This is a genomic window from Ruegeria sp. AWH4_226, assembly GCF_056159225.1.
Map to the genome: position 1 here is coordinate 68,110 of NZ_JBSWUU010000003.1, position 16,426 is coordinate 84,535.

At 56.5% G+C, this 16,426-nt stretch carries 15 protein-coding genes; 4 read left to right on the forward strand and 11 right to left on the reverse strand.

What is annotated here, in order from left to right; genetic code table 11:
* Window positions 1-3: 3 nt before the first annotated feature.
* Window positions 4-606 carry a DsbA family protein gene (locus ACXAET_RS18760; RefSeq protein ID WP_475188722.1) on the reverse strand — a complete coding sequence of 201 codons (603 nt, stop codon included), beginning with the start codon at window positions 604-606 and terminating at the stop codon, window positions 4-6.
* Between the two features lie 108 nt (window positions 607-714).
* Here ACXAET_RS18760 and ACXAET_RS18765 point away from each other — a divergent pair, with 108 nt between their 5' ends.
* Together ACXAET_RS18765 and ACXAET_RS18770 are read left to right on the forward strand one after the other, a co-directional pair.
* Entirely contained in the window at window positions 715-1,734 is a 1,020-nt protein-coding gene (locus ACXAET_RS18765; RefSeq protein WP_068336255.1) for a ribose-phosphate pyrophosphokinase, read from the forward strand.
* A 127-nt stretch (window positions 1,735-1,861) separates the two neighbouring features.
* Window positions 1,862-2,671 carry a sulfotransferase family protein gene (locus ACXAET_RS18770; protein WP_475188724.1) on the forward strand — a complete coding sequence of 270 codons (810 nt, stop codon included), beginning with the start codon at window positions 1,862-1,864 and terminating at the stop codon, window positions 2,669-2,671.
* Between the two features lie 302 nt (window positions 2,672-2,973).
* On the opposite strand, the gene ACXAET_RS18775 is transcribed toward ACXAET_RS18770, so the two are convergent.
* From ACXAET_RS18775 to ACXAET_RS18805, 7 genes are all read right to left on the reverse strand, one after another.
* A complete protein-coding gene (locus tag ACXAET_RS18775) occupies window positions 2,974-3,324 on the reverse strand; it encodes an H-type lectin domain-containing protein (RefSeq protein ID WP_475188727.1) in 351 nt (116 codons plus the stop codon).
* Window positions 3,325-3,440: 116 nt separating this feature from the next.
* The gene (locus ACXAET_RS18780; RefSeq protein ID WP_068336258.1) at window positions 3,441-3,851 is read right to left on the reverse strand and encodes a F0F1 ATP synthase subunit epsilon; all 411 of its coding nucleotides are present in this window, start codon (window positions 3,849-3,851) and stop codon (window positions 3,441-3,443) included.
* Between the two features lie 12 nt (window positions 3,852-3,863).
* Window positions 3,864-5,288, reverse strand: coding sequence for a F0F1 ATP synthase subunit beta (gene atpD / locus ACXAET_RS18785; protein WP_475188732.1), 1,425 nt, complete (start codon window positions 5,286-5,288; stop codon window positions 3,864-3,866).
* Window positions 5,289-5,308: 20 nt separating this feature from the next.
* Window positions 5,309-6,184, reverse strand: coding sequence for a F0F1 ATP synthase subunit gamma (locus ACXAET_RS18790; protein WP_475188734.1), 876 nt, complete (start codon window positions 6,182-6,184; stop codon window positions 5,309-5,311).
* A gap of 15 nt (window positions 6,185-6,199) precedes the next feature.
* Window positions 6,200-7,738 (reverse strand): F0F1 ATP synthase subunit alpha, encoded by a 1,539-nt coding sequence (atpA, locus tag ACXAET_RS18795; protein ID WP_068336267.1) that lies wholly within the window; start codon window positions 7,736-7,738, stop codon window positions 6,200-6,202.
* Window positions 7,739-8,299 carry a F0F1 ATP synthase subunit delta gene (locus ACXAET_RS18800; protein ID WP_068336269.1) on the reverse strand — a complete coding sequence of 187 codons (561 nt, stop codon included), beginning with the start codon at window positions 8,297-8,299 and terminating at the stop codon, window positions 7,739-7,741.
* 302 nt (window positions 8,300-8,601) lie between these two features.
* Window positions 8,602-9,336 (reverse strand): methyltransferase domain-containing protein, encoded by a 735-nt coding sequence (locus ACXAET_RS18805; RefSeq protein WP_475188740.1) that lies wholly within the window; start codon window positions 9,334-9,336, stop codon window positions 8,602-8,604.
* A 61-nt stretch (window positions 9,337-9,397) separates the two neighbouring features.
* Here ACXAET_RS18805 and gloB point away from each other — a divergent pair, with 61 nt between their 5' ends.
* Both gloB and clpA read left to right on the forward strand, forming a co-directional pair.
* On the forward strand, window positions 9,398-10,165 hold the full coding sequence (gloB, locus tag ACXAET_RS18810; RefSeq protein ID WP_475188743.1) for a hydroxyacylglutathione hydrolase: 768 nt from the start codon (window positions 9,398-9,400) through the stop codon (window positions 10,163-10,165).
* A 171-nt stretch (window positions 10,166-10,336) separates the two neighbouring features.
* A complete protein-coding gene (gene clpA, locus ACXAET_RS18815) occupies window positions 10,337-12,661 on the forward strand; it encodes an ATP-dependent Clp protease ATP-binding subunit ClpA (protein ID WP_475188746.1) in 2,325 nt (774 codons plus the stop codon).
* 334 nt (window positions 12,662-12,995) lie between these two features.
* On the opposite strand, the gene ACXAET_RS18820 is transcribed toward clpA, so the two are convergent.
* From ACXAET_RS18820 to ACXAET_RS18830, 3 genes are all read right to left on the reverse strand, one after another.
* On the reverse strand, window positions 12,996-14,633 hold the full coding sequence (locus ACXAET_RS18820) for a peptidoglycan -binding protein (protein WP_475188749.1): 1,638 nt from the start codon (window positions 14,631-14,633) through the stop codon (window positions 12,996-12,998).
* A 3-nt stretch (window positions 14,634-14,636) separates the two neighbouring features.
* Entirely contained in the window at window positions 14,637-15,815 is a 1,179-nt protein-coding gene (locus ACXAET_RS18825; protein ID WP_068336283.1) for a biopolymer transporter ExbB, read from the reverse strand.
* A 69-nt stretch (window positions 15,816-15,884) separates the two neighbouring features.
* The gene (locus ACXAET_RS18830) at window positions 15,885-16,415 is read right to left on the reverse strand and encodes a gamma-glutamylcyclotransferase (protein WP_068336285.1); all 531 of its coding nucleotides are present in this window, start codon (window positions 16,413-16,415) and stop codon (window positions 15,885-15,887) included.
* Between the last annotated feature and the right edge of the window lie 11 nt (window positions 16,416-16,426).

Here is a 16,426-nt window from a genome sequence, read left to right on the forward strand (position 1 = left end):
CCCTCAGCCTTTCATCTCGGCAAGGTGCCGGTCCAGATCGCTCAGACTGTCCTGACCCCAGAAACGCTGATCGTCTTCGGTGATATAAAATGGCGCGCCGAACACGCCGCGATCAACGGCTTCTTCCAGATTGGCGGCATAAGTCTCGGCACCGACCAGCAGGCCGCTGTCTGCAAGACTTGGATCGAAGCCCGCCTGTGACAAGCAATCGCGGATCACATCATCCTGCGCGATGTCTTTTTCTTCGGCCCAGCAGGCGCGCAGGAAAGCCTGAACCAGTTTGCCAACGTCTCCAGACCCGTCTTTTACCGCTGCGATCACCGCGTAAGACGAAGGTGCCATATTCGTCGGCCAATGTGCCGGCTTAAGATTAAAATCCATTCCAAGGTTCTTTGACTGCCGCAGCAAGTCCTGCGCACGGTATTCGACTCGCGACCGATGCCGATCTTTCGGCGGCGTCCCTCCGGTACGACCGAACAGCGCCATGATATCCAGCGGCTTGTAGTTGATGGTGGCGCCGTGTTTGGCCGCGATCTCTTCCAACCGCGCGCCGGCCAAGTAGGTGAAGGGCGAGAGTGTCGCAAAAAAGTAGTCAATTTGAGCCATGTGCACTTTCTCCGCTGCGTTATCTTTGCTGGACCGTAAGGCCGTGCTAAGCGGTGTTAAAATCACGAATCTGTCACATTTGCCATTGCTGCCCGGGGATATCAGCCGATGCCGACACTCAACGAACCCAAGCTGATCGCTGGGAACGCTAATCTTCCGCTTGCCGATTCAATTGCTCGCCGCATGAGCCTGTATCGCGGGGTCGACCAGGGCCTGGTCGATGCACGCGTTGAACGTTTTAACGATGGTGAAATATTCGTCGAAGTGTTCGAAAACGTCCGTGGTGAGGATATGTTTATCGTCCAGCCGACCTCAAACCCGGCCAACGATAACCTGATGGAACTGCTGATTATCGCTGACGCGCTGCGCCGTTCGTCGGCCCAGCGGATCACCGCAGTGATCCCCTATTTCGGATATGCCCGTCAGGATCGACGCACCAAGGCCCGCACCCCCATCAGCGCCAAGCTTGTCGCCAATATGCTGACCGGCGCCGGGATCGAGAGGGTACTGACAATGGATCTGCACGCTGCGCAGATTCAGGGCTTTTTCGACATCCCGGTGGATAACCTTTATGCCTCGCCGATCTTTGCGCTGGACGTCATGCACCAATTCAAGGACAGCCTGGATGAGATTATGGTGGTCTCGCCCGACGTGGGCGGCGTGGCCCGCGCACGCGAGTTGGCCAAGCGCATAAACGCCCCGCTGTCGATCGTGGACAAACGCCGTGAGAAAGCGGGCGAAGTGGCTGAAATGACCGTAATTGGAGACGTCAAAGACAAGATTTGCCTGATCGTGGACGATATGTGCGACACAGCCGGGACATTGTGCAAAGCGGCGCAGGTTCTGATGGATAACGGCGCCAAGGAAGTTCATTCCTACATCACCCACGGCGTGATGAGCGGCCCAGCGGTGGAGCGTGTGACGAATTCGGTAATGAAATCTCTGGTTTTGACGGATACAATCCAGCCAACCAAAGAGGTCGCCAAGGCCAAGAACATCCGCATTGTCCCAACCGCGCCTATCTTTACGCAGGCGATCCTGAATATCTGGAACGGCACCAGCGTATCATCCCTGTTTGAGGACAAGACACTGCGGCCGATCTACGAGTCGATGTACCATATGGATTGATAACCCATAGGTTGCAGCACCACATCTTCGAATTATGAAGAATGGAACTGACTTTTTACTCAAGTAAGCGTGGCGCAAGAGTTTTAGCAAAACGGTATGCAAAGACCAAAGAAGCGAGAGTATCTCTATGACAGTAACACCAGACCATCCAGCGCCGCACAAGAAAGTTTTTGATAACTTCATCTTTCTGGAAGAGCAAAATCTGGTTTTTGGGTATGTCCCAAAGGTCGCATGTACGAATTGGAAAATCCTGATCAGACGGCTACAGGGGCACTCTGATTATCAGGACAAGAGAATTGCACATGACAGGAAATTATCCGGCTTTAGGTTTTTAGATCATAAGTCTGAAACGGACAACGAAATCCTGAAGGACAAGAACGTGCGAAAAATTGCTTTTGTCCGCAATCCGTATACTCGTGTTTTGTCAGCTTATCTCGACAAAATTGATAGAATAAACAAGAAGGCAAACACAGCTGAGCACAACAGCCACTTCGTACGAGTACACACAGAGATCCGAAAGTTTCGTGACGCTTCCTTGAAACGGTCTTGGAAATATAAAGTTTTCGGCCGGATCACTCTTCCAAAAGATGACTACGTTGATTTTATCACTTTTCTTACATGGATTAAGGAAACAAGATCGTTTTCTGTTTTCTCTCAGGATGAGCATTGGACGCCCCAATCTGAGATTCTGAAATACCCAAGCGTAAATTTTGATTTTCTGGGCCGCTTTGAAAACCTCGAAAATGATGCGAAAGTCGCTTTGGAAATGATGGGGGCGAATTTTAGCTTTCCAAGCCAAAGCGAAATAGGGTTTAAGTCAACCGGAGCCTCCTCCCAAATCAGCCAGTATTTTCGTAAAAAACACATTCAATTGGTTGATGAAATGTTTTCATCGGATTTCGATGCGTATGGATACAAGCGCGGGGAACTTACCTAAGAATTTTTCCAATCGGTGGTTTGTTTGGGATCGTATTTGTTCAAGTTGGCAAACAAGAACGCCAGTCCCCTTACCGCAAGGCTCGGCGTCCTCTGGCATGCTTGACCAAAATCCCAAACTCAAGCACCTACCTGCGCCTAGGTCCAAATCTGTTTTGACGCAGCACTGTCGGTGCTTTAAGGGCTTCTTGAAGACAGTTTCTTTATCAACCGATAACGCTAGTTTACAGTTTTCTCTGGCCGGCTGATTGCCGAAATCATCAACAAGGCCTTAGGAACGCGGACATCAGTAGGAAGAAGCCGTCAGGAAATATCCCAATCGTCCTCATGTGCGAGTTCCCCGATTGCCGTCCACACCACGCGGATACGGGCAATTTTGGTGTCTGACCAGGTTCGAAAAATCGCTTTGAAGCCGTCCTCGGTAATGTCTTCGGCCTTGACCTCGGCGCGTAGCGCGGATGAGGTGTCTACATCCCAAAGCGCCACGCCTATTTGCACAACCGGGACCGAGCGGAAGGCCTCACTAAACCGAATTTCCGCAGAACGTTCGCGTGGTCCTTCACCGGTCCACATGCCCCCACCCTCAGCAAACTCTGAGAACAAAATTTTTTCGCCCTGATCGACACCGATGGGATGGGAGTTAAACTTCTTCATTTCACTATCAGTTTGATTGAATTCCCGTAAGCTATCTAATCCATTGGGCAAAATCACGACAAAAAAACGGCCCCGAAACATCGGGGCCGCTTCACAAAGACAATTACGCTTTGGCCTTAAAGGCTCATATGGGTTCCAAGGGCTTCCATATCGGCCAGCAGCTTGGCAGCCTCGTCGACGATGGTCTGATCGTCGCCGTTTTTTGCCTTTTCATGCGAGGCGCGCGCCTCGGCAATCAACTCATCCAGATGGGCGCGGGTTACTTCATCCACCGGAATGGCCTTTTCAGCCAATACCGACAACCCGTCGCCGTTGATCTGAGCAAAGCCGCCGGTCACCAGGTATTCGCTGGACCCTTCGGGCGCGTCGACTTTCAGGACGCCCGGGCGCAACGTGGTAATGGTTGGGGCATGGTCAGGCATCGCCGTCATGTCCCCGTCCGCGCCGGGAATCTGGACCGCTGTCGCGCTGAGCGAAGCAAGGCTCCGCTCAGGGCTGACAAGGTCGAATTGCATCGTGTTTGCCATCAGGGATACTCCTTAGGCGGCCGCCGCAGCCATCTTTTCGGCCTTGGCGATCACTTCATCGATGCCGCCAACCATCAGGAAGGCCGCCTCGGGCAGGTGATCGTATTCGCCGGCGACAACGGCCTTGAACGACGAGATGGTGACATCCAGCGGAACCTGAACGCCAGGGCTGCCGGTGAAGACTTCGGCCACGTCGAACGGCTGCGACAGGAAGCGTTCGATCTTACGGGCACGGGCCACGGTCAGCTTGTCCTCTTCCGACAGTTCGTCCATGCCGAGGATGGCGATGATGTCCTGCAGCGACTTGTAGCGCTGGAGGATCTGCTGAACGTCGGTCGCAACCTTGTAGTGCTCTTCGCCGACAATCGCCGGGTCAAGCAGACGCGAAGTCGAGTCGAGCGGGTCCACGGCCGGGTAGATACCCTTTTCCGAGATCGCACGGTTAAGAACGGTGGTCGCGTCCAAGTGCGCAAACGAGGTTGCCGGCGCAGGGTCGGTCAGGTCGTCCGCAGGCACGTAGATCGCCTGCACCGAGGTGATCGAACCAGCCTTGGTCGAAGTGATACGCTCCTGCAAGGCACCCATGTCTGTGGCCAGCGTCGGCTGGTAGCCCACGGCTGACGGAATACGACCCAGCAGAGCCGAAACCTCAGAACCCGCCTGTGTGAAGCGGAAGATGTTGTCGACGAAGAACAGAACGTCAGTACCCGACTGGTCGCGGAACTGTTCCGCCAGGGTCAGGCCAGTCAGAGCAACACGCGCACGCGCTCCCGGAGGTTCGTTCATCTGACCGTAAACCAGCGCCACCTGCGATTCAGACAGGTTGTCCGGCTTGATCACGTTCGATTCGATCATCTCGTGGTACAGGTCGTTCCCTTCACGGGTCCGTTCGCCAACACCCGCGAACACGGAAAAGCCCGAGTGCACTTTTGCGATGTTGTTGATCAGCTCCATGATCAGAACGGTTTTTCCCACGCCGGCACCGCCGAACAGGCCGATCTTACCGCCCTTGGCGTAAGGGGCCAGCAGGTCGACAACTTTGATGCCGGTGACCAGAACTTCCGACTCGGTCGACTGTTCGTCAAAGGTCGGTGCGGGCTGGTGGATCGCGCGGGCCTCAGATGCTTCAACCGGGCCTTTTTCGTCGATCGGCTCACCAACCACGTTCAGAATACGGCCCAGGGTGGCGTTGCCAACCGGAACCGAGATCGGCGCGCCGGTGTCGGTCACCTCTTCGCCACGGACAAGACCCTCGGTCGCGTCCATCGCGATGGTGCGGACAGTATTTTCACCCAGGTGCTGAGCAACTTCCAGCACCAGGCGCTTGCCGTTGTTGGTGGTTTCCAGCGCGTTCAGAATTTCAGGCAGTTGATCTTCAAAGTGCACGTCGACGACGGCCCCGATGATCTGTGTGACTTTGCCTTTTGCATTCGCCATGTTTCGTCTCCGGTTAGTCTCTACAGCGCTTCGGCGCCGGAAATAATTTCAATCAGCTCGTTGGTGATCACGGCCTGACGCGAGCGGTTGAACTGGATCGTCAGCTTGTCGATCATCTCACCCGCGTTACGTGTCGCGTTGTCCATCGCGGACATCCGTGCACCCTGTTCCGAGGCCCCGTTTTCAAGCAGAGCCGAGAAGATCGCGGTCGCAACCCCCTTTGGCAGCAGGTCGGCCAGAATGGCCTCTTCGCTGGGCTCGTAATCGAAGACCGCACCGCTATCGTCATCCTCGGTGTCCTCAAACGAGGCGGGGATGATCTGCTGTGCCGTCGGGATTTGCGTCACAACGTTCTGGAACTTCGAGTAGAAGATCGTGGCAACGTCGAACTCTCCATCGTCAAAGCGGGTCAGGATATCCTTTGCGACGTCCTGCGCATTTGCATAGCCGATGCGCTTGACCTCGCTCAGGTCGATATGTCCAACAAACAGATCGCCAAAATCACGCTTGAGCGCGTCGCGGCCTTTCTTGCCAACGGTCAGAATCTTGACCGTTTTGCCCTTGCCGCGCAGCTCTTCCGCCTTGGCGCGGGCCAGCTTGGCTATGTTCGCGTTGAAACCGCCACACAGGCCGCGTTCTGCCGTCATGACGACCAGCAGGTGGACATCCTCACTGCCCGTTCCGCGGAGCAGCTTGGGGGCGCTGTCGCTGCCCCCGACCGACGCGGCCAGTCCCGCCATCACGGCATTGAACCGCTCGGCATAGGGACGTGACTGTTCGGCAGCTTCCTGAGCGCGGCGCAGTTTTGCTGCCGCGACCATCTGCATGGCCTTGGTGATCTTGCGGGTCGATTTGACCGACTCGATCCTGTTTTTAAGGTCCTTAAGATTTGGCATGTGCCCGCCTCTCCCTTAAGCGAAGGTTGCGGCGTATTCGTCCAGCGCAGCCTTGATCTTGTCAGAAGCGTCACCCTTGATCTTGGGATCTTCGTCCGTGATCCACTTAAGCAGGTCGGCGTGCTTTCCGCGCAGGTGCGACAGCAGACCAGCTTCGTAACGACCGACATCCGAGACGCTGATCTTGTCGAGGTACCCATTGGTTCCCGCGAAGATGACACAGACGATTTCCGCGTTGGTCAGCGGCGAGTACTGCGGCTGCTTCATCAGCTCAGTCAGACGCGCACCACGGTTCAGCAGCTGCTGGGTTGCGGCGTCGAGGTCCGAGCCGAACTGCGCAAACGCAGCCATTTCGCGGTACTGCGCCAGTTCCAGTTTGACCGGACCGGCAACCGATTTCATCGCATCGGTCTGGGCGGACGAGCCCACACGCGAAACCGACAGACCGGTGTTCACAGCAGGACGGATGCCTTGATAGAACAGTTCGGTTTCGAGGAAGATCTGGCCGTCGGTGATCGAAATCACGTTGGTCGGAATAAACGCCGAAACGTCACCACCCTGAGTTTCGATAACCGGCAGAGCGGTCAACGAGCCCGCACCGAAGTCTTCGTTCAGCTTCGCCGAACGCTCCAGCAGACGGGAGTGAAGGTAGAAAACGTCACCCGGATACGCTTCACGTCCGGGCGGACGGCGCAGCAGCAGCGACATCTGACGATAGGACACAGCCTGTTTCGACAGGTCATCATAGATGATCAGCGCGTGGCGGCCGTTATCGCGGAAGTATTCGGCCATCGCGGTCGCGGCATAAGGTGCCAAGAACTGCATCGGCGCCGGGTCGGACGCGGTCGCGGCAACAACGATCGAGTATTCAATCGCACCGGACTCTTCCAGTTTCTTCACCAGCTGCGCAACGGTCGAACGCTTTTGACCAACCGCAACGTAAACGCAGTACAGTTTCTTGGACTCGTCGTCGCCTGCTGCGTCGTTGTAAACCTTCTGGTTCAGGATGGTGTCCAGAGCAACGGCGGTCTTACCGGTCTGACGGTCACCAATGATCAGTTCCCGCTGGCCACGGCCGATCGGGATCATCGCGTCAACCGATTTCAGTCCGGTTGCCATCGGCTCATGCACCGATTTACGCGGGATGATACCTGGGGCTTTAACGTCTGCAACGCCACGCTTGGAGGCGTTGATCGGGCCTTTGCCATCCAGTGGGTTGCCCAGACCGTCAACAACACGGCCAAGCAGCTCATCACCGATCGGAACGTCCACGATCGAGTTGGTGCGCTTAACAGTGTCGCCTTCTTTGATGTCACGGTCGGAGCCAAAGATAACGACACCAACGTTGTCGCTTTCCAGGTTCAGCGCCATGCCCATGATGCCGCCGGGGAATTCGACCATCTCACCGGCTTGTACATTGTCCAGACCGTATACACGGGCAATCCCGTCACCGACGCTCAGCACGCGGCCGATTTCGGCTACTTCGGCTTCCTGACCAAAATTCTTGATCTGGTCCTTCAGGATTGCAGAAATCTCTGCAGCTTGGATTCCCATTTATCCGACCTCTTTCATTGCATTCTGTAGGGAGTTGAGCTTCGAGCGGATCGAGCTATCGATCATCTTCGAGCCCACTTTAACGACAAGACCGCCGATGAGGCTTTCATCAACGGTCGCATTGATTGTCACGGTCTTGCCCACACGCTCGGACAGCGTTTTGGACAGTTTTTCCATCTGAGTTTTGGTCAGCGCTTTGGCCGAAGCGACATCGGCGGTCACTTCGCCACGCTCTTCGGCCAGCATGTCACGCAGAACCTGCACCAGTTGCGGCACAACAAACAGGCGGCGCTTTTGAGCCATCAGGCCCAGCGTGTTGCGCAGGATTGCGTGAAGACCCATTTTGTCGGCAATGGCAGTGATCGCGCCTTCCTGTTCAGCGCGCGAAACCAGAGGCGAGGCGATCAGGTCGCGCAAGTCGGCGCTTTCGCTCAAGGCCGCTGCCAGATCATTGATGCCGGTTTCCAGACCTGCAAGGTCATTATTCTCTTTTGCAATCTCAAAGATTGCGGTGGCATAGCGCTCGGCAATGCCAGTGGAAATCGAAGCTGGTTCGGACACGTCCACCCTTCCGATACTTTAGGCCCCGAATTCGCGTTGCGGCAGCTACCCCGGGGGCGTGAAGACACCCCGTCCATTTAGGGCGGGGATCAAAATCACCGGGGATGTAGCAGAGCCTATCCAACCAAGCAATACGCTATAGCGGTAACAGAATTATCCACAAATTATTTATTTTCATACACTTACGCAAAGTGCGACGGTTTGGACCCGTTGACGCAGTTGAAAAATGTTACGAATATTCAGGTTTTAGCGATTCCTGTGACTTATTTCCCGCATTTTTCCGCAGTGATTGCGAGGATCGATCATGCAGGTTTCAACAAACCGTCCAACGCCTTCAGAGGCCGCCGTGCTGCATCTTTCGTGACGCTGCCACTGGGTGGTTGAATATGCTTGCTGGCTTCAATCATCAGGACACCGCCTGCCATAACCGTGGGCACTCGTTGTCCGGTTTTCTCGATCAGGCTTCCCGATTTAAGCCAGAAGCGCCGAAACGACGGCGGCATGTAAAGCGCAGAGCAATGGCTTTCGGGAAGAAAGTAATGGGCTTTTAGTTGGCTTTCCAATTGCGACGCTGAATACGGACGCCCAAAGCCAAACGGTGTCCGGTCTGTGCGCGACCAAAGCCCGGCCCGATTCGGCACAATAAACAGCGCCCGCCCGCCCGGCCCAAGAACGCGCCAGCATTCATTCAGCAAGTCGCTTGGCCGGCCCGACGTTTCCAGCCCATGCATCACCACCAGCTTATCTACATGGCCGGTTTCAAGAGGCCAGAGAGTTTCTTCGGCCAAAACTGATACATTTGGCAATCCAGCGGGCCAAGGCATGACACCTTGGGGTCCGGGCATAAGCCCAATCACCCGCCGCGCATCCGTGAGATAAGGTCGCAGCAAGGGTACGGCGAACCCGAAGCCGACCACCGTCTGCCCTTTGGCCTCGGGCCACAGCTCAGTCAACCGCCCGCGAATAGCCGCCTGCGCCGCGCGACCCAGCGTGCTGCGATAGTAAAAATTCCTTAAATCCTGCACATCAAGATGCATTGCAGACACCCGGTCAATCGGCTTAGCTGCCCGCAGTCTAGCAACGAAAGGGCAAAAGACCATGCCTCTTGAGATCGTAACCGTCCCATGTCTCAGCGATAACTATGCTTTTCTGGCGCATGACGCCGCAAGCGGTCAAACCGCTCTTATCGACGCGCCCGAGGCGGGCCCGATTCTGGCCGAGTTGGATGGACGAGGTTGGAAGCTGAGCCACGTTTTGCTGACCCATCATCACTGGGACCACGTAGACGGGCTGGCCGGTATCCTGGAAAAACATCAGGCCAAGGTTATCGGCGCTGCGGCTGATGCCCACCGCCTGCCCCCGTTGGATCAGCAAGTGGCCGAGGGCGACAGTTTCGACCTTGGCGGCGAACCCGTGCAGGTGCTGGACGTGTCGGGCCACACGGTTGGCCACGTGGCATATTACCTGCCGAAAAGCGCGGCTGTCTTTACCGCCGACAGCCTGATGGCCCTCGGCTGTGGACGCCTGTTCGAAGGGACCGCACCGCAAATGTGGGCGTCTCTGTCCAAACTGGCGGCCTTGCCCGACGAAACAATCGTGTATTCTGGTCACGAATATACACAATCGAATGCCAAGTTTGCGATTACAGTTGATCCGGACAACGCTGCGTTGCAACAGCGCATGGCCGAAATCAACCATGCCCGTACTGCCGGGCAGCCGACGGTTCCGTCCTCGCTGGCGCTGGAAAAAGCCACAAATCCCTTTTTACGCGCCGCAGATCCGGCGATTCAGGCACATTTGGGCATGAAAAACGCAGACCCGGCTGAGGTTTTTGCGGAAATCAGGGCTAGAAAAGATCGCTTCTAGTGCCTATTTCACGCTCTTCGCGGCAACGGTCACATTAAATGTGACTGTCAAGTGAAAGAAAACCCTTGAAGCCGGGCCACGATCAACCAAACTCTAATAGTATGAGGACATGGTCGGATCGGGGCCGAAGCCCGCCCCCATGCGACCCAAGACAAGAAGAGGAGCACCCACGTGCCTTCATTCTCGAGCACATTAGAACAAGCCATTCACGCGGCCTTGGCGGCTGCGAACGAAAGGCGACATGAATTCGCCACGCTGGAGCATTTGCTGCTGGCGCTTCTGGAAGAGCCTGACGCCATCCGCGTCATGAAGGCATGCAGCGTTGACCTGGATGAGTTGCGCAGCACGCTTGTCGAATTCATCGACGAGGACCTGTCAAACCTCGTCACTGATATCGACGGATCTGAGGCTGTTCCGACGGCCGCGTTCCAGCGCGTGATCCAACGTGCGGCAATCCACGTGCAAAGTTCAGGCCGGACAGAAGTCACCGGGGCCAACGTTCTGGTTGCCATTTTTGCCGAACGCGAAAGCAATGCCGCCTACTTCCTGCAAGAACAGGATATGACCCGCTATGACGCTGTGAACTTCATCGCGCATGGCGTGGCCAAAGACCCTGCTTATGGCGAAAACCGCTCAGTCTCAGGCGCGGATCAAGTGGAAGAAGAAGCACAGTCCAGCACTGCTGAAGGCGACCAGAAAGAAAGTGCGCTGGGGAAATACTGTATTGATCTGAACGCGAAATCGCGCGCTGGTGACGTTGATCCCCTGATCGGCCGGGCAGATGAGGTTGAGCGCTGTATTCAGGTGCTGTGCCGCCGCCGCAAGAACAATCCGCTGTTGGTGGGTGATCCGGGCGTGGGCAAAACCGCTATCGCCGAAGGCTTGGCGCACAAGATTGTCGCGGGTGAGGCTCCCGACGTGCTGGCAAACACCACGATCTATTCGCTGGACATGGGCGCCCTGCTGGCCGGAACCCGTTATCGCGGTGATTTCGAGGAACGGTTGAAGGCCGTTGTGACCGAGTTGGAAGATCACCCGGACGCAGTCTTGTTCATTGACGAGATTCACACTGTGATCGGTGCCGGTGCCACCTCTGGCGGCGCAATGGACGCGTCAAACCTGCTGAAACCAGCCCTGCAGGGTGGCAAGCTGCGGACCATGGGATCGACCACGTACAAAGAATTCCGCCAGCATTTTGAAAAGGACCGCGCGCTTAGCCGCCGGTTCCAGAAAATCGATGTGAACGAACCATCGGTCGAAGACAGCGTGAAGATTCTGCGCGGTCTGAAGCCTTATTTCGAACAGCATCACGAGATCAAATATACTGCGGACGCGATCAAAACCGCGGTGGAATTGTCGGCGCGCTACATCAATGATCGCAAACTGCCGGACAAAGCCATCGACGTGATTGATGAGGCCGGTGCCGCACAGCATCTGGTTGCTGAAAGCAAGCGCCGGAAGACCATCGGAGTGAAAGAGATTGAGGCCGTCGTCGCCAAAATCGCGCGTATTCCGCCCAAAAACGTCACCAAGGACGATGCCGAGGTTCTGAAAGACCTCGAAGCCTCGCTGAAACGGGTGGTGTTTGGTCAGGATGAAGCGATCGAGGCGTTGGCCAGTGCTATCAAGCTGGCGCGTGCGGGTCTGCGTGAACCTGAGAAGCCCATCGGTAACTACCTGTTCGCTGGTCCGACCGGTGTTGGTAAGACCGAAGTGGCAAAGCAACTCGCGGATAATCTGGGCGTTGAACTGCTGCGGTTCGACATGTCTGAATACATGGAGAAACATGCCGTCAGCCGTCTGATCGGTGCGCCTCCGGGCTATGTCGGGTTTGACCAAGGTGGTCTCTTGACCGACGGCGTCGACCAGCACCCGCATTGTGTGCTGCTGCTGGACGAGATTGAAAAAGCCCATCCGGACGTCTTCAACATCCTGTTGCAGGTGATGGACCACGGAGAGCTGACCGATCACAACGGCCGTACCGTGAATTTCCGCAACGTGGTCTTGATCATGACCTCGAACGCGGGTGCGCAGGAACAGGCCAAGGCAGCGATCGGCTTCGCCCGTGACCGCCGCGAAGGGGAAGATACGGCCGCCATCGAGCGCACCTTTACGCCGGAGTTCCGCAACCGTCTGGACGCTGTTATCTCGTTCGCGCCACTGCCGAAGAGCGTTATTCTGCAAGTGGTCGAGAAATTCGTGCTACAGCTTGAGGCTCAGTTGCTGGACCGAAACGTGACAATTGATCTGACACCCAAGGCTGCCGAATGGCTGGCGGACAAAGGGTATGACGACAAGATGGGCGCACGTCCATTGGGTCGCGTGATCCAAGAGCATATCAAGAAGCCGCTGGCCGAAGAACTTCTGTTCGGCAAACTGGCCAAGGGCGGAGTCGTCCGTGTCTCGGTCAAGAAAGGCGAACTGAATCTTGAGATTTTTGGTCCGGATCAGCCGCGCATTCCAGGTGACAAGCCACCGCTTCTGACAGCGGACTGACCTACGGCGAAAGATAATTCTAGAAAGCCCGGTTGATCATCCAACCGGGCTTTTTTTTGTGCCACAGTCTCGTGGCCATTCTTCTTTCTTAGGGCGCTCGGCCCAACTTTGCGTAGTCTGACTCTTGGTTCTAGTTGGTAGTTCAAACACCAAAGCTGACTCTGGCTGGGGCGTTGTTCTCGCAATTTCAACCTATGCCCAATCTGCCACCGCTTGAAAGGCAAGAGACAGCTCACGCGCCAAAGTGTGACAGTTTGGGTTCTGCGGACCCGCTCAGCGCGTAAATAGAACTCCCATCGCAACGGACCGCATCTATGTCATGCATAGGCAGCGTTTAGCGCTCGGTCAGCTTCAATTCGATCCGACGGTTCTGGGCACGGGCTTCGGGTGTGTCTGCGGGGTTGACGGGCTGAAACTCTCCGAACCCATTGGCGGCTAGCCGGTTTGGCGGAATACCCAGCGCCTCGACCATATATCGTACGACGGACAGCGCCCGACCTTGGCTAAGCTCCCAGTTGTCGCGATATCGCCCAGTCCCGGCTAAGGGTACGTTGTCCGTGTGACCATCAACCCGGATCACCCAATTCAACCCCTCAGGAATTTCCGCAGCTACGCTTCGCAGGATATTGGCCACCTTGGCGACCTCTTGCTGCCCGATTGGTGACAGAACAGCGGACCCAGTGTCGAAAAGAACCTCGGACGAGAATACGAAACGGTCGCCTTCGATCCGTACGCCCTCTTCATCGCCCAGAACATCGCGCAGACGGCCAAAAAACTCTGATCGATACCTTTGCAAATCCTCGGCCTGCGCCACCAGGTCTTCGGCTTCGGCTTCGAGACGGGCGCGCTCAGCCTCTTCCAATATGCGGCGACGGCGCTCTTCCGAGGCCGCACGGGCCAAGGCAGCGTTCAAATCCTGCCCCAGCGTCTGGATGCGGATATCTGCCGCGGCGTTTCGATCCGCGTAATCGTCCAACAAGGCCTGAAGCCCGCCCAGTTGTTCACGCAGTGCCGCCATTTGCTGGTTGAGCAAAGCAGTTTCGCGCTGCGCTTTTTCGGAAATCGCCTGTTCTACTGACAACGTTTCACGGGCGACGGACAGCAGCGCCGCGCGTTCTTCGGCTAGCGTGCGTTGTTCCTGCGCTTCGGCCTGCGCCTCTGTTTGCGCAGCCAATGCCGCCTCAAGCTGGGCCCGCAGGTCCTGCGCGTTCAGGTCGCCAAATTGCCGTTCCAATTCTGCCTTCGCAGCTTGCGCCGCTGCCAGCAGGGTCAACGTTTCCTCGGCTTCTTTGCGCTGCGCTTCCAGGGCAAGTGTCATGGCTGTCAGTTCCGCATCAGCATTCTGTAACCGGTTGCGCAAGTTTTCAGCAGCGGCGGCTTCGGCCAGTTTGGCGGCCTCTTCTGCGCTCAATTCTTCCTCAAGCTCAGATATGCGGATCGACTGCGCAGCCTCGTTTTGCTCCAGGTCAGCGACCAGAGCTTCGAGCGCTTCTCGCTGGGCTGCGGCCAGTCGCGCGGCCTCAGTTTGCTCATCGATCTCAGCCCGGCTTTGCGCCAAGGCAAGGTTCAAAGCATCCTGTTCGTCCTGCAAGTCGGCGATTTCGCCCTGCGCGCGCTCTTGTTCAAGCAGCATGGCCGCGACCTGATCCTCAAAATCGGTCAGTTGGATCTGTGCTTGCACCAGCTCTGTCTCAACCTGGGTCAGCGTTGAGTTCAGTACACCCAAGCGCGCCTGCAACCGGCTGTTTTCGCGTTCTTCCAAACCCAACGCGCCGGCCAGTGCGGCGACCTCATCCGACAGGGCGGTCAACTCATCCTCTTGCCCCGAGATCGTTTCACGCAACACGAACTGGACCACCATGAAGATGGTCAGCACAAAGGTCAGCACCATCAGAAGCCCGGTGATCGCATCCACAAAGCCGGGCCAGACCGAACCCTGGAACCGCTGACCTGTACGACGCGAAAGGGCCATACCTTACTCTCTTTCCGGCGCGGTCCGAACAGCGCCGCGGGGCAATGTCAGAGCTTTGACCAACAGTTCGATATCCTTGCGAATTTCGCTCATGCTTTCCTGACGACCAGCCGAGATTTCTTCGAGGATACGCAACAATTGCACATCCATCGACCGCAGGCGCATGCGGCTTTCGGCATCGATTCCGTCTCCGGTGCCCTGTTCACGCATGTGATCCAACAAGGCATCTTGTCCAAGGGCTACCCGCTCAAGGGCGGCCGTCACACCCTCGTTGTTTTCCTGCCGCTGGTTCATCTCGCCAATCGCATCCGTCAACTGGCCCAGCTTGGACGACACGGCGGCGCGATCGGCCTCTTGCGCTGAAAACAGGTCTTGCAAGGCGTTCATCTGTTCTGACATCGCATCCAAAACCGGGGTCAGAACGGCAAGTTCAGCACCGCCTTCGTCGCTGGCACCGAACCCTACCCGCGTGATCGAGGAAAGCCATTCTTCAAGCTCGCGGTAGAAGCGGTTTTGGCCGTGTCCTGCAAAAAGCTCCAGCAAGCCGACGATCAACGATCCGGCAAGACCCAGCAGCGACGAGCCAAACGCCACGCCCATTCCCTGCAATTGCGATTCAAGCCCGACCATTAGTCGGTTGAAGACAGCCAACCCTTCTTCGCCCTCTTGCGGGTTAAGGCTGCGGATGGTGTCAACAATGGCCGGAACCGTTGTGGCCAGCCCGAAAAACGTTCCCAATAGACCAAGATAAATCAGGACATTGGTGATATAGCGGGTGATCTCTCGTTCTTCTTCGACACGTTCGGCCACGGAATCCAGGATGGACCGCGTCGAAGTTGAACTGATCTGAGACCGCGCGCCCCGTTCGCGCAGCAGCGACGCCAGCGGCGCCAACAATTGCGGTGTACGGGCATCTTCACGAACCACACCGCCCACAAAGGCTTCGATCCAGCGCACCGACCCGATGAGCTGTGCCACCTGATAGAAACAAGCGAACACACCGATCACAAAGACCAGAATGATAAAGCCGTTCAGATAAGGGTTTGCGTAAAAAACCGGCAGAACATAGGGCAGCGCCATGAAGACCCCGAACCCTGCCAACGCGATCGCGACCAGCATCGTAACGATCTGACGAATGGGTTGCGAGAAATGCGGTCTCGCGCCCTGATGTGCCTGCGCCATGCGCGTGGTTCCTGGTTTTTGCCTGCTTTTGCGTGAATCTAGCGAAATTGCGTCGGTGACGCCAAGGGTTTATGCAGTGATGGTCCGCACCCGTTGCGCTAACCACTCAAGATCAGGATCGCGCAGGCCGATCTCGGCCAGATGTTCAGCAGTGTTGTAAAGATATTCGGTGTTCGGCCCTCGCCCACCAACGGCATGAGCGATAATCCGGGCTTGATCTTCGAGTGGCATGCCACCGCAATACTGCACGTGGTCGGCATCAATCACGTAGGTCACGGCATTGACTGTCTCACCCGAGTCGAGATGTACATCCAGCATCGCCTCGACATAAGCCGATGAAATCAGCTCACGTTCACGCAGTTCCTGAAGGGTGCGATCCTCATGGCCTGCTTCAACCGCCAGGGCCAAGCCTTTGCAGTTGGCTTCGGCCTGTTCATCCAAGGCCAAAACCAGTCCGGGATGTTCTTCGGTGCCTCGATGATGGATCGAGCTCATGCAGAAAGACCGGGCGTAGCCATGCAATGTGGCGCGTTCGCTGCGCGAAACCGGGAATCCCGGGTTCCACAGCAGCGATCCATATCCGAAAACCCACATCGTCATAGCTCTGGCCC

Bases quoted from the DNA above. Each gene is read 5' to 3' on its own strand.
- ACXAET_RS18760 (WP_475188722.1), bottom strand. From the start codon at position 606: ATGGCTCAAATTGACTACTTTTTTGCGACACTCTCGCCCTTCACCTAC.
- ACXAET_RS18765 (WP_068336255.1), top strand. From the start codon at position 715: ATGCCGACACTCAACGAACCCAAGCTGATCGCTGGGAACGCTAATCTT.
- ACXAET_RS18770 (WP_475188724.1), top strand. From the start codon at position 1,862: ATGACAGTAACACCAGACCATCCAGCGCCGCACAAGAAAGTTTTTGAT.
- ACXAET_RS18775 (WP_475188727.1), bottom strand. From the start codon at position 3,324: ATGAAGAAGTTTAACTCCCATCCCATCGGTGTCGATCAGGGCGAAAAA.
- ACXAET_RS18780 (WP_068336258.1), bottom strand. From the start codon at position 3,851: ATGGCAAACACGATGCAATTCGACCTTGTCAGCCCTGAGCGGAGCCTT.
- atpD (WP_475188732.1), bottom strand. From the start codon at position 5,288: ATGGCGAATGCAAAAGGCAAAGTCACACAGATCATCGGGGCCGTCGTC.
- ACXAET_RS18790 (WP_475188734.1), bottom strand. From the start codon at position 6,184: ATGCCAAATCTTAAGGACCTTAAAAACAGGATCGAGTCGGTCAAATCG.
- atpA (WP_068336267.1), bottom strand. From the start codon at position 7,738: ATGGGAATCCAAGCTGCAGAGATTTCTGCAATCCTGAAGGACCAGATC.
- ACXAET_RS18805 (WP_475188740.1), bottom strand. From the start codon at position 9,336: ATGCATCTTGATGTGCAGGATTTAAGGAATTTTTACTATCGCAGCACG.
- gloB (WP_475188743.1), top strand. From the start codon at position 9,398: ATGCCTCTTGAGATCGTAACCGTCCCATGTCTCAGCGATAACTATGCT.
- ACXAET_RS18820 (WP_475188749.1), bottom strand. From the start codon at position 14,633: ATGGCCCTTTCGCGTCGTACAGGTCAGCGGTTCCAGGGTTCGGTCTGG.
- ACXAET_RS18825 (WP_068336283.1), bottom strand. From the start codon at position 15,815: ATGGCGCAGGCACATCAGGGCGCGAGACCGCATTTCTCGCAACCCATT.
- ACXAET_RS18830 (WP_068336285.1), bottom strand. From the start codon at position 16,415: ATGACGATGTGGGTTTTCGGATATGGATCGCTGCTGTGGAACCCGGGA.